Below are 12,354 nucleotides of genomic sequence, written 5' to 3'. Positions count from 1 at the left end.
CCTTTTTTCCAAACCAGTAAATTGGTGATTATGAAATTGGTAATTGGTCTTTCCATCCTATGTGTGTCATTTTTTTCGTGTAACGAAATCAAGTTGGTGAGCACAGAGGATATATTAGACCTACTGAAAGATGATGGGTATTCGAATGCCAATTCGCAATCAAACTCCTCTCAATCTTCATCGCCAAACTCGTCCACACAAAGTGGAAACCAAAACCTAAACTACTATGGCCTTACCGATTCCCCTACAGGAACCAATACCTTTGGTTCCACGGGTTCCACTGTGGGCAACCCTCTCGGTTACTAATCCAAACTTTCTTTATTTAATAAACTCGAAGAAGTCATCGAGCAGTGGCCGAAAACAAGACCGAATGGTTACCTTGGCTACTTTTTCATTTTTTGGGCCATAATTCAAAATGATGTCATTGGGATCTCGGATAAACGAAAAGATTTTATTGATCTGCATCTCTGCATGACCATCACGTATCTTCACCACATATTCAAATTCGTGTTCATTTGCGTCCACTTCCCCAATTCCATAGGGAACGTAACATTTGATGAGACCAATCCCTCGAAGTTCCCCCATCTCTTGGTTTTCAAATTCAATTTTGGAAACTTCAGGATCTAGTTTGTATTCCAACCATTGTTTGGCCTTGAGATAACTTCTCGTTTTTTGGTAGGATTTGTTGTCTCGTGCATCCTCTGTGGTGCGCATTTTCGAGGAAACAATCCAAAGCTTCAAACACATGGAATTTTGGAACAATAGGAAAAAGAATAATAAAAGCAAGATTCGTTTGTGCATCATCTCTAAGCTTCTTTTCCCTCGTTCGGTTCGCAAAACAAATCTTCACATAAGTGGAAAATTTTCTCCTTATTCGGTTGGACCGGAAAGGGAATCACGTTTTTAGGCAATGGGGATGTGTTCTGGTTTGTTTTTTTGATCTTATGTCTCTTGGACTCGATTCTATCTCTCACTTTATTATTTTCGGAATTGGCCTCCCTCATTCTGGAGTGCCCAAATAAAAATTGGATTGAATTTGTTCGGGCATCACTTTCAATCTTGAACATGCCCGATTTTGATCGTATTGATCTAATGAATTATGCCATGTATGGAAATGATTTTGATCCCCAATGGGATGAAATCCGCGCCTTTATTAAGTCCAATGCTTCTGCCCAAAAAGAATTGGAGGAGATCAAACGCACTGTTCCGAGTCCCCACTCAGGGAAACGACGCCTGCCCAATGCTCCCACAAATGACCCAAGAGAGGCCGGTGGTGAGAATCCAAATGCAGAGCCAAGAAAACCAAGCAGTGGCACTGTCACCAAATCTTGGTGGCAAAAAATTTTAGGAGATTGAAATGGAAAATACCGTAGACCAAGTCAAAAAAAACGTCGAGAACATCAAAAAGTTTGTCACTCCGTTTTTCAATTTGGCTGTGAACACAACGGTTTACGGATACCATAATATCGTTCCAACAGGGAAACTCATCCTCACATGTAACCATAGAAGTGATATGGATCCCTTTGTGATTGGTTCTGTGTTTCCTAGATTTATCTCTTGGATCGCCGCTGAATACACAACGAGGATTCCTCTTTTCAAAGACTTCGTGGAAAAAACAGGAACCATTCCCATGGCCATTGATGGAAACATTTCCATGGCAAGTATCAAAAAGGTACAACAGGTTTTTAAAAACGGGGACGTACTTGGGATTTTTCCAGAAGGCCATGACTACATGGTGAAAAATGATTTCTCTGCTCCCCTTGCTAATTTCCACTCTGGGTTTGCTGCTTTTAGTTTGCGTAACAAAGTAGATATTTTGCCGTCTGTCATCATCCCCGAAGAAGAAACCATCACCGATTATCCAATCCCACCGTTAGTGCGCGCCTTTATGGGAATGCCCAAAGAAGTATGTGACATCAAACGAAGAGTGGTGTATAAAAAGATCAATGTGGTCTTTGGAGAAGTGATTAAGTATGAGAACTATGCTCACCTACCGCTTGACAAGGGTATGGTGGCCGTTTCGGAAGAAACAAAACGGCGCATGGGTGAATTACAGAAAGTAGACTATTTGAAAAAGTAACCAAAACTCAGATGGGTTCAATCGCTTGACAATTACTTAAATTTCTATCATTTTTAAAACATGAAAACGGTTGAATTTTTAGATTCAAACATGATTCAAAATTCCTTAAAAAATCACAAACAGGAATTGGAATCCCTAGGTGTTGAGTCTATGCATCTTTTTGGATCTGTTGCAAGAAATGAAGCCAATCAAAATAGTGATATAGATTTTCTGGTAAAATTTAAACCTGGAATGAAAAATTTTGATAATTTCATAGGACTAACTTTTCTATTAGAAGACCTTTTTCAAGTGAAAGTAGATCTGCTAACCACTGATTCTATCTCGGGCTCTCTTAAAAATTCTGTAGAAAGTGAGTCTATCCTAATTGAAGTCTGATATTGATTATATCAAACATATTTATAATGAAATTTTATTCATCAAAGATGCACTAACAAATACGAATGAATCTCTATTTCTAGAAGATAATGTATTGAAACGCGCCTTTGTCCGAAGTATTGAAATCATCGGCGAAGCCTCTAACAAACTCTCGGATGATTTTAAGAAAAAATATAATAAACCTGAGTGGCGGAAATTTTCAGCAACTAGGAATCATTTAATCCATGGTTATTTTATTGTAGATTACGAAATTGTTTGGGATCTTGTTAAGAACAAAATCCCAATACTAGAAAGACAAATTAATGAAATTTTACAAAAAGAAAAAACACTTTTTGACTGAAATACGGATGCGGATTACAACAGCCATCCAACTTTGACTTGTTGATTTCTTTTCCCTAGATTTCTACTTCTCCCGAAAACACTTCTTTCGCAGGACCTGTCATCATCACAGAACCATTTTCTTTCCATTCCACATGAAGGGTTCCCCCTCTTAGGTCAATGCGTACAGATCGTCCGGTTTTGCCATTCAAGATGGAAGATACAGTCACAGCACAAGCCCCCGTTCCGCAGGCTAAGGTTTCTCCTGTTCCTCTCTCCCAAGTCCTTTGGTAAAGATGGTCTTTTCCCCTGACTGATACAAATTCCACATTCACTCGTCTTGGGAAAAGTGGATGGTTTTCAATGATGGGTCCAATTTCTCTCACAGGAAAGGCATCGGCATCATCCACATAAATCACACAATGTGGGTTTCCCATACTAACAGCAGTAAAACGATATTTTTTTCCTTGGACCTCGATCTCTTGGTTGATCACAGGGTCTTCCCCTGGCCAAACGATGGGCACAAGACTTGGTTTGAGGATGGGTTCTCCCATATCCACAGTGACCATTTCCACTTTGCCATTCGTTCCTGTTTTTAAATCTAAGGTGAGGACTCCTTTTCCTGTTTCGATGGTTGGTTTTTGGTTTTTGGTAAGGCCGTGGTCATACACAAATTTTCCCACACAACGAACTCCGTTGCCACACATCTCAGAGGAACTTCCATCGGAATTGTACATGTCCATTTGGAATTCACCAGAGTTTGAATTGCGGATGAAAATCACTCCATCGCCACCGATTCCAAAATTGCGGTCGGATAGTTTTTGGATTTGTTCTGGTGTGAGTCGGATGTCGTTTTTCGTAGCATCAATGTATACGTAGTCGTTTCCGATCCCTTCCATTTTGGTGAAGTTGATTCTCATCGGTTCCTCTCTTATCACCCAATGATTTTTTGAGCACTCTAGTTGGCAAGTTCTATCAAGGTTTTTTAGTTTGACCCTTGTTCCCAAGGATTAGACTGAGAGTATCGAACATGAATTCTTGTATCCTTTGCCAATCGACCGAATCCAAAACTGTTTTTAATGAAAATGGAACTCCCATTTTGGAATGCCAAAATTGTGGCCATGTCTATTCTTCTTACGAACAAGAAGAACACTACGAAGGATACTGGGACGGCGCAGAACAAACGTATGATTTGGAATGGTGGGACAATGCCCACAGAGCCGTATATGCCGACTTCATCAAAACCTATCTGGGAGAATCCAAAGGAAATCTTTTAGATGTAGGTTGTGGGCTTGGTTTTTTTGTCAAAGCTGTCCTCACACAAAAACCTGGTTGGACGGCTGTTGGGTATGAAATCTCCAAACAAGCAGTGAAGTTTGCCAACGAACAAAATGGAATGAAGACTGTGTATGCAGGCCTAGTACAAGATTCCAAATTACCAAAAGAAAGTTTTGATATCATCACTCTATGGGATGTCATCGAACACATTCCCAAACCACATTCCCTTCTTACCTACTTACATGGACTTCTAAAACCTGGTGGGGTATTATTTTTGCAAACTCCCAATTTCCCGATCCAATTGACAAAAGCCAATCTCAAGGTGAAGTTAAAAGGAATGAAAGAAGGTGTGCATTACTTAGAAGCCAAAGATCATGTGAACAATTACAAAATGGCAACTCTCGCAGAACTTGGCAAACAATGTGGATTCACAAAGCCAGAATACAAAGTGCTAATGCCAATCCTTTCTGTATCAGGAAGTAAAAGTAAACTTGCCGTCTACGTAAAACTGGCGTATTATTTTTTCACCAAACTTGTGTTTGCACTCAGTTTCAAAACCATCAATTGGAACAACACTCTATTTTTGACGCTGAAGAAGCCATGACTTAGCATAGGTTAGGCCGGCAAGGATATTGGATGCCCTCCAAATTGAATTCGGATGGGCATTTGGTTTTAAATCTTTCTGATTTGGATTGGAATTGACATCTAGCACCTCACTCTTCGGCTTTGGATGTGAATTCTGATCCTTTTCAATTGAATCTGATTCACCTCCACTCAAAAGATTCACCTCATCGCCATCTCCCCACATGTCCGGAATATGGATGCAAGCAATTCCATGAGAACTTGCACCGAGAATATCATCTTCCCAATTGTCTCCGAGTAAAATACAATCCTTTGGATCTTCGTTTGCTTTTTTCATCACATACTGAAAAAACTCTTTGGTTGGTTTTTCAAACCCCACTTCTTCGGATGTGATGAGTGTGAACCCAAACTCTTCTGGTAAAAATCCTTGGACTTTTAATAACTGCGTGCGAAGGGTTTCATTTGTTGTTAGATAAATCGGAAATTCTTTCGAGAGAGAAACCAAAAGAGGAAATAAATGTTTTTGATAGTTCTCTTTCTTTTTTTCTTCTGCATAATACGAGAGAAAATGAAAATAATACCGTTCTTCCATCCAAAGGATATCCTGGATGTCTTGGGTTTGGATACCTGAGCTCAAATTCCCATTGTTTGAAACTTCTGAAGCGTTTGGAAAGGATAAAGAACTTTTTCCTAACTGATGTAACTTCTCCCAAACCAATTTAAAACATAACAATCGCAAGCGATTCGAACTATGGTGTTTGAGTTGTGACTTCACCTGTTTTCTTGCGGCTTCATACAACTCTAAGAAACTTCCACCTAACTTTCGCTCTTCCCAATCCTTGGCACATTCTGCGATTGCATAGGCATATGCTTCTTTGGATGGCAAAATGGTATTGTCTAAATCTAAAAATAAAGCCATTACGGAAAGAGAAACGGAAACATTTCCTTCTGTCAACGGTTTGGTTTGGAATTATGGCTTGTCTTGTTCTGAAAGTTTAGTTAGGATCGTGGGATGATTTCTTTATCTTTTATCCTCGCCATTTTGTTTCTCCTACTCGGTTCTATCCTCATCGGTTATGGGTATGTCACGGAGGGGGATCCTATGTATGCAAAATCCCTAGGTTGGAATCTCAATTTGATTTGGGGAGCAGTGGTGTTTGGTGTGGGAATCCTCTTTGGACTCGGGAACTGGTTTTCCAACCAATTCCCTTCCAAAGAAAAACTCTAAACAGTTACTTTTTCTAAAACTAGTGAAAGGAAAGGAACTAAAGACTCTAAAATTTCAGGAAGTTCGTATTCCAAAATATCACCCGCATATACAATATCATTTTTTTCCATTGCAGATGCAATATTGGAAAGTGTCACATTCAATTGGCCTACCAAATCGGGAAGTTTTTTGTCTTCGAAGGACAATTCTTGCCAATCTAGTTCCGTATGACGAGTTTGGATGGAAACCAGTGCCGACATAAGCCCTGTTAAACGACCGACCGCGTCATTTAATATCTCAGAAGCCAAATGATCTTTTCCTGATTGGAAGTTTTCGTTCACTAACATAAAGTCTTTGATCACTTTATCTTTTTGGTCCACAAATTTGGAAATGATTTCAATGAGTTCTGATTCATCCAAACGCATCACGGCAAGCCTTGTGCTAAGGTCCATCAAAAACAATTTTACATCACGAAGGTCTTCTAAGAAAGTTTCGATTGCTTTTGTGGAATCTAAAACCAAGGATCCGTTGTGTAAAGATTCGAGGATTTCTTCTACGTTTTTGCCTTTCCCCATCGGTTGGATGAGGTTTAGGTTGAGATTGAGAAGTTTTGTGGTCGTGCGAATCATGGAAATGATCCAAGGGATTCCTTCTTTTAAATCTTCAGATTCTTTTTCCGTCAGAGAATCACGGCCCACAAGAGTGCTACCCACTTTGTCTACGTAATTGTCTACTTCGACAAGACTATCTTCGATGACATCTAATTCTTCTCCAACATATAAATCCAAACGTTCTGTTTCCTCAATCCCAAGAGAATCGAGATCGGAACGATTGAATTCCTGTCCGTTTACAGTGAAATGACGTAAGTATTTACCATTGGATTCAATCCATTTTTGAATTTGATCAAACACTTGGCCGAGGTTCGTTTCTCCATCCAATTTAGTATCTAATTGTTGTTCGTTGATATAAATGTTCATCAATCTCCACCGTTCCCTCTAGGCATGTTATTTTGTAAGTAATTTCCAACTGATTTGTTTTTCCCCACACCTTGTTCCATGTAGAGAAATCTTTGTTTTAATTTGGATTCAAAACTAATGAGATGTGACTCATGTTCTTTGATTTTTTTATTATTCCCGGCAACACTTTCTTCTAAAAGTTTTACCTTACTTGTGACAATCCCCGATGCATATTGGTTATACGGTTTTAAGATTTCGAGTAGTCGTATTCCAACCCCTTCTTCCATCTTTGCATCGTTATTTGGATCGGAGGCAAACAAATCCCGAACTCCATCTGGATTTTCAGACAACACAGCGATGAGTTTTTCTTGGTCAATTTGTAACAAACCATCTTGGATTTTTTCCCAGTTGGATCCTACAGCACCTGTGGAAATTCCAATGTCTGTCAAAACACGAAATCCATTTTCCTTTGTGGCAGGATAATAAGAATTCGCAGTGGTTTTTAAAGAAGCGATGAGGCGTAGAATTGAGTTTTCACCAGCAAGAAGACCCGATTTGGATTTATTATCCCAAAAATCACGAGAGATATCTGCTGCTTTGGAATCATCACTTTCTTTTTTGTCAGAAATTTTTCCATTTTTTTCCACGGACGTAATTTCTTTAGAAAACTTCATGAGCTCATTATACGCATCCACCCATTCTTTGATAAGGGCAGAACCTTTGGCATGGTCTACATGGATTTTTAACGTAACAGGTTCTTCTGTCACCTTATGAACATTAAATGAGATTCCTTCTAAAACATCTGCGATCCCATCATTGGTTTCGCGAGTGATCTCAACACCATCAATTTTGATTTTAAGATCTTTTGCTTCTTGTAATACTTTTAAAGGTTCAGCAGTTCCTGGTGCTTGTGGTGTGACAAGTGTTACCGATTTGATTTGAATCGGGGTTGTGGCAGCGTTTGAGAGAATGATCCCAGTGAGATTTTTATCACTGGCAAAATCACCCGCTTGGAAAATGTATTTGGATTCAGTTTTGCTTATGGGAAGGAATTTATTACGAACACTTCCTTCTTTTTCAAAACTCATCCCCATCTCCATGACGGCGGGAGCTTCCCCAATTACTTCTACTTCGAGATAAGCACGTTCTTTGATTTCAGTGACAGCGATGGGAACGGAGTAAGCAGTATCTGGTTTTAAAAAAATTCCTTCTTCCGTTTGAGTCAGTTTATCCGTTTCCAGTTCCGATTTTTTGAATTTTGTGAGATCCCAAACTTTAGCTTTTGTTCCATCGAGGGAAAGCAGTTGTTTTGTGTCTTCGGAAGCGGCTTTGTTTTCCCCAACAATTCCAGCGAGTTTCAATATTCCATTGGGATCGGAGAACTGGAGTTGGTTTTTTCTGCCTGTTTTAACGGATGTTAATGTAATAATAGAAGAATCTTTGTCAATTTTGATGATGGAAGTTTCCATGAGACTTCCTGCCATATTTTTAATGGCACTCGAAAGTTCGGAAAGCCCTCCCCCTGGAAAGGTAACCGTCTCTTTGGATTTTCCGGAATACACCGTAAAACTTCCTTCAGGAAGGCGAATGTCTGTATCGATTTCGACACCAGATAACTGGTGTTTACTTGCCATTTCTATGATTTCGAGAGCTCGGTTTCCCGATTTCGCAGCACGTGATGCTTCCCCAGTGATCACTCCTTCCTCGGAAGAAGAAACCGATTTGGTGGCAAAAGGAGCTGTGAAGGAAACAAGGGCACGGGTTTTCGTTTGGAGGTTTGTTGTGAGGTTTTTCACTTCTCCCCAAATCTGAATCTGCATTTTGGCATATTCATTTTCGGTTTCCCAACGTTTGATGGGCCGGCGTTCTAATTCGACCAGTTTTTTAACGATATCGTTTGTGTTTTGCCCGGTCATCAGACCCGGCATGGTGTATGCTGGCATATCGTCCCAAATCCCTCTGAATCTAGTGTCGTCGAATTCTACAAAAGGATTAGGAATTTACAGAATTTTTTCCTTCCCAAATCCTAGAATTATGACTGCTAACCCTATAGAAAAAATAGAACTGGGGAACCAAAATATCTTTTTCGACCGCGAACTTTCTTGGGTCGACTTCAATTACCGTGTACTCGAAGAATCCTTTGACAAAGAAAATCCACTCTTGGAACGCCTTAAATTTTTATGCATCACCGAGTCCAATTTGGATGAGTTTTTTATGGTGCGCGTGGCGGGACTTCTCAATTTAAAAAATGCTGGGATCGAAGAAAAAAGCCTCAATGGAAAACGTACATCCGAAACCATTGCTGAGCTGTATACCAAAGTTGGCCAATTTGTTAAAAAACAATATGAATCTTTGGATGAGATCTTAATTGAACTCAAAGAAAACAAAATTGTAGTCGTTCAAGACCCAAGCGAACTTGCAGGAGATGACATCCAGTTTGTCAAAAATTATTACAAACGAGAAGTCTCATCCATTCTCACTCCTCTTGCGATTGATCCATCCCATCCCTTTCCCCATATCCTCAATCGTACTTTGAATCTTGGGATCACTCTATATTCAGATGATGACAAAAACAAAATCAAAGAACTCTTTGCCATTGTCCAGGTGCCAAGTGTTTTACCTCGATTTTTGCAATTGCCTCCAAATACTGAGTCCGATACTAGAAGGTATTTTCCACTCGAAGAGATCATCAAACTTCACTTAGGTGATTTGTTTTATGGAATGAATGTAAAACAAATTCATACCTTTAAAATTGTGCGGGATGCGGACATCTCCATCAATGAAGAACAAAACATCGGTGACCTTCTCACCACCATGAAAAACGAATTAAAAAACAGAATGTGGGGAGATGCGGTTCGTTTGGACGTTCACTCAGGTGCAGGCCATATCAAAGAACTACTCCGTGGACTTTTGGAATTGGAAGAATACCAAGTCATGGAAATTCCCACCTTACTTAGTTTAAACGACATGATGTTTTTTCAAGGACTCGAAAAAACGAGTCACTTGAAGTTTTCGTATCCTGTTCCCAAATCTGGTTTCGCTGCCAAAAAAAGTGAGTCCATCTTTTCCGAAATTCGCAAAAACGATCACTTACTCCACCATCCATACGAAAGTTTTAAATCCATCGAGGATATGTTAAAAATTGCAAGCCAAGATCCCAAGGTCCTTGCGATCAAGATGACTTTGTACAGAACTTCTGGAGATTCTCCCATTATACAATACTTAGGGGAAGCAGCCGAAAATGGAAAACAGGTTACCGTCCTTGTGGAACTCAAAGCAAGGTTTGATGAAGAACGAAATATCCGTTGGGCCAAAAAACTAGAAGACAGTGGTGTTCACGTTGTTTACGGAGTGGTAGGTCTTAAAATCCATTGTAAGATGTTACTGATTGTTCGTAGGGAAGAAGATAAACTAAATCGTTATGTCCACCTCGGAACAGGGAACTACAATTCCACAACGGCAAGATACTATACTGATATCAGTTTGTTCACAGCAAATCCTGAAATCACAGAAGATGTAGCCATCCTTTTTAATACCATCACAAGTTCTGGAAAGATGCCAAGACTCTCCAGAATTTATGCGGCACCAACATTCCTCAAAGAAGAGTTTTTACGACTCATCCAAAGAGAAACAGAAAATGCAAAAGTTGGAAAACAGGCACGTGTGATCTTCAAGATGAACTCCCTCGTGGATCCAGATGTGATTTTAAAACTCTATGAGGCTTCCCAAGCAGGAGTCAAAATTGACCTGATTATTAGGGGAATTTGTTGTTTAAGACCAGGAATTCCAGGTGTTTCCGATCGTATCAACGTTCGTTCGATTGTGGGAAGATACTTGGAACATTCCAGGATTTATAGTTTTGAAAATGGTGGAAAACCAGAAGTATTTTTGGCTTCTGCAGATTGTATGCCAAGGAACTTTCTTCGCCGAATTGAAGTGATGTTTCCCATCTTACAAGACAAACACAAAAAACGAATTGGAAAGATTTTAGAACTTCTACTTCGGGACAATACACAAGCCCGTGTTTTGGAATCAGACGGTAGTTACACAAGACTCACACCTGGGGATGATGATCCTGCTGTGAATTCGCAAATTGATATGGTTGATATCTAAAGGAACCAAAATGGATTTTACAAAAACAAAAACTGATTTAGGAAAACTCATCGGAGAAAAAAAAGTCATCCAAAAAAATGATGGCACAATGGATGAAGCTTTATTCAACTCATATGGTACGGATCGTACGAAAGTTTATCCACCCAACTACCAAATATTGGTCTTTCCAGAAACCACTGAAGATGTAGCGTCTATTGTTTCCTATGCTTATCAAAATGGAATCTCTATCGTTCCTTCAGGTGGTAGAACTGGTTACGCTGGCGGCGCTGTCGCAAAAGATGGCGAAATCGTTTTATCCCTTTCTAAGATGAACCAAGTGATCGATTTTGATCCATTCCTTGGCACCTTACACATCCAAGCTGGGATGATTACAAAAAATCTTCACAAGGAAGCAGAAGAAAGAGGATTTTATTTCCCTGTTGATTTTGCAGCAACAGGTTCGAGCCATATCGGAGGAAACATTGCCACAAATGCTGGTGGTGTTCGTGTGGTTCAATATGGTCTGATCCGAGATTGGATTTTGGGACTCACTGTCGTTACGGGGAAAGGAGAGGTATTTCGCTTCAACGGAGAAATCTTAAAAAACAATACAGGATATGATCTCAAACATTTGTTTATAGGTTCAGAAGGAACCCTTGGGATCATCACAGAAGCTGTAGTGAAACTGACAAAACCTCCGAAAGACATTCGGGTGATATTTTTGGCAGTTCCTGAATACAAAAATATTTTAGATATCTTTCGCGAAACACATAACTTTGATTTACCACTATTAGCTTTTGAATTTTTAACCGATTATTGTTTGGATAAAGTAAAAGAACACTTAGGTGTTCCAGACCCCTTCCAAGCACCTAACAAGTACTATGTGCTCATGGAATTCGAAGTGAGTGGAGAAACAGACGAAGAAAAACTCTATTCCATCTTAGAATCCATCACAGAAAAAGAACTGATCACAGATGGATCGATTGCACAAAACTCCAGACAAAACGAAACCTTTTGGAAATACCGTGAAGGGATTTCTGAATCTTTATCTCTGGCGTATACAGTCCATAAAAATGATATCTCGCTCCCACTCCGCAATATGGAGGCATTTTTAGATGAGATGACAGCCCTTCTCACAAAAAAATACCAGGGATTTGCCATCGCTCTTTTTGGACATATCGGAGACGGAAACCTCCATCTCAATATCGTAAAACCAAAGGACTTATCGGATGCCGATTTCTTCAGGCAATGTAAACAAGTGGACCCTGAGATGTTCCAACTCATCCAAAAATACAAAGGTTCGATTTCCGCAGAACATGGAATTGGACTTTTGAAAAAGGATTATTTAGGATTCTCACGTTCCCAAGGGGAATTGGACACCATGCGAGCGATCAAATTGGCTTTTGATCCGAAAGGAATCCTAAACCCGGGAAAAGTGCTCTAAATCCAGGCAGACGAGAAAATTC

14 protein-coding genes are annotated in these 12,354 nt (G+C 39.7%); 9 read left to right on the top strand and 5 right to left on the bottom strand.

Translation table 11 applies throughout. The annotated features are described in order from the left end of the window. Window positions 1–30 precede the first annotated feature (30 nt). Window positions 31–306, top strand: coding sequence for a hypothetical protein (locus EHQ59_RS01170; protein ID WP_244245311.1), 276 nt, complete (start codon window positions 31–33; stop codon window positions 304–306). A 12-nt stretch (window positions 307–318) separates the two neighbouring features. Here the strand turns inward: EHQ59_RS01170 and EHQ59_RS01165 are convergent, their stop codons facing one another. Further along, on the bottom strand, window positions 319–804 hold the full coding sequence (locus tag EHQ59_RS01165; RefSeq protein ID WP_135617340.1) for a DUF4468 domain-containing protein: 486 nt from the start codon (window positions 802–804) through the stop codon (window positions 319–321). Between the two features lie 261 nt (window positions 805–1,065). Between EHQ59_RS01165 and EHQ59_RS01160 the strand changes: the two genes are divergently transcribed. The 4 genes from EHQ59_RS01160 to EHQ59_RS01145 are packed head-to-tail and all read left to right on the top strand — an operon-like array spanning window position 1,066 to window position 2,795. Beyond that, on the top strand, window positions 1,066–1,356 hold the full coding sequence (locus tag EHQ59_RS01160) for a hypothetical protein (RefSeq protein WP_135617339.1): 291 nt from the start codon (window positions 1,066–1,068) through the stop codon (window positions 1,354–1,356). A 1-nt stretch (window position 1,357) separates the two neighbouring features. Further along, window positions 1,358–2,080 carry a lysophospholipid acyltransferase family protein gene (locus EHQ59_RS01155; RefSeq protein ID WP_135617326.1) on the top strand — a complete coding sequence of 241 codons (723 nt, stop codon included), beginning with the start codon at window positions 1,358–1,360 and terminating at the stop codon, window positions 2,078–2,080. 60 nt (window positions 2,081–2,140) lie between these two features. After that, on the top strand, window positions 2,141–2,455 hold the full coding sequence (locus tag EHQ59_RS01150; RefSeq protein WP_135617325.1) for a nucleotidyltransferase family protein: 315 nt from the start codon (window positions 2,141–2,143) through the stop codon (window positions 2,453–2,455). Continuing rightward, on the top strand, window positions 2,445–2,795 hold the full coding sequence (locus EHQ59_RS01145; protein WP_135617324.1) for a HepT-like ribonuclease domain-containing protein: 351 nt from the start codon (window positions 2,445–2,447) through the stop codon (window positions 2,793–2,795). The genes EHQ59_RS01150 and EHQ59_RS01145 overlap by 11 nt, the downstream gene beginning before the upstream one ends. 55 nt (window positions 2,796–2,850) lie before the next feature. Here the strand turns inward: EHQ59_RS01145 and dapF are convergent, their stop codons facing one another. Next, window positions 2,851–3,693, bottom strand: coding sequence for a diaminopimelate epimerase (dapF, locus tag EHQ59_RS01140; RefSeq protein WP_135617323.1), 843 nt, complete (start codon window positions 3,691–3,693; stop codon window positions 2,851–2,853). Between the two features lie 110 nt (window positions 3,694–3,803). On the opposite strand from dapF, the gene EHQ59_RS01135 reads away from it, so the two are divergent. After that, entirely contained in the window at window positions 3,804–4,655 is an 852-nt protein-coding gene (locus tag EHQ59_RS01135; RefSeq protein ID WP_135617322.1) for a class I SAM-dependent methyltransferase, read from the top strand. Here EHQ59_RS01135 and EHQ59_RS01130 read toward each other — a convergent pair. Continuing rightward, window positions 4,629–5,552, bottom strand: a complete 924-nt coding sequence (locus EHQ59_RS01130; RefSeq protein ID WP_135617338.1) for an HAD family hydrolase — start codon at window positions 5,550–5,552, stop codon at window positions 4,629–4,631. The genes EHQ59_RS01135 and EHQ59_RS01130 overlap by 27 nt on opposite strands. A 93-nt stretch (window positions 5,553–5,645) precedes the next feature. Here EHQ59_RS01130 and EHQ59_RS01125 point away from each other — a divergent pair, with 93 nt between their 5' ends. Then, window positions 5,646–5,861, top strand: coding sequence for a hypothetical protein (locus EHQ59_RS01125; RefSeq protein ID WP_135617321.1), 216 nt, complete (start codon window positions 5,646–5,648; stop codon window positions 5,859–5,861). On the opposite strand, the gene EHQ59_RS01120 is transcribed toward EHQ59_RS01125, so the two are convergent. Both EHQ59_RS01120 and fliD read right to left on the bottom strand, forming a co-directional pair. Further along, complete coding sequence (locus EHQ59_RS01120; protein WP_135617320.1) at window positions 5,858–6,820, bottom strand: hypothetical protein; 963 nt, start codon at window positions 6,818–6,820, stop codon at window positions 5,858–5,860. The two genes, EHQ59_RS01125 and EHQ59_RS01120, sit on opposite strands and share 4 nt — an antisense overlap. Further along, complete coding sequence (fliD, locus tag EHQ59_RS01115) at window positions 6,817–8,739, bottom strand: flagellar filament capping protein FliD (protein ID WP_135617319.1); 1,923 nt, start codon at window positions 8,737–8,739, stop codon at window positions 6,817–6,819. Before fliD ends, EHQ59_RS01120 begins: the two co-directional genes overlap by 4 nt. Before the next feature lie 91 nt (window positions 8,740–8,830). On the opposite strand from fliD, the gene ppk1 reads away from it, so the two are divergent. Together ppk1 and EHQ59_RS01105 are read left to right on the top strand one after the other, a co-directional pair. After that, window positions 8,831–10,909, top strand: a complete 2,079-nt coding sequence (gene ppk1, locus EHQ59_RS01110) for a polyphosphate kinase 1 (RefSeq protein ID WP_244245308.1) — start codon at window positions 8,831–8,833, stop codon at window positions 10,907–10,909. Window positions 10,910–10,919: 10 nt separating this feature from the next. Next, window positions 10,920–12,332 (top strand): FAD-binding oxidoreductase, encoded by a 1,413-nt coding sequence (locus tag EHQ59_RS01105; RefSeq protein ID WP_135617317.1) that lies wholly within the window; start codon window positions 10,920–10,922, stop codon window positions 12,330–12,332. Window positions 12,333–12,354: the final 22 nt, after the last annotated feature.

This window comes from Leptospira kemamanensis, from assembly GCF_004769665.1.
Classification (GTDB): Bacteria; Spirochaetota; Leptospiria; order Leptospirales; family Leptospiraceae; genus Leptospira_A; species Leptospira_A kemamanensis.
Note: the sequence above shows the minus strand (reverse complement) of the source record. Positions and strands in the feature narration are given on the sequence as shown.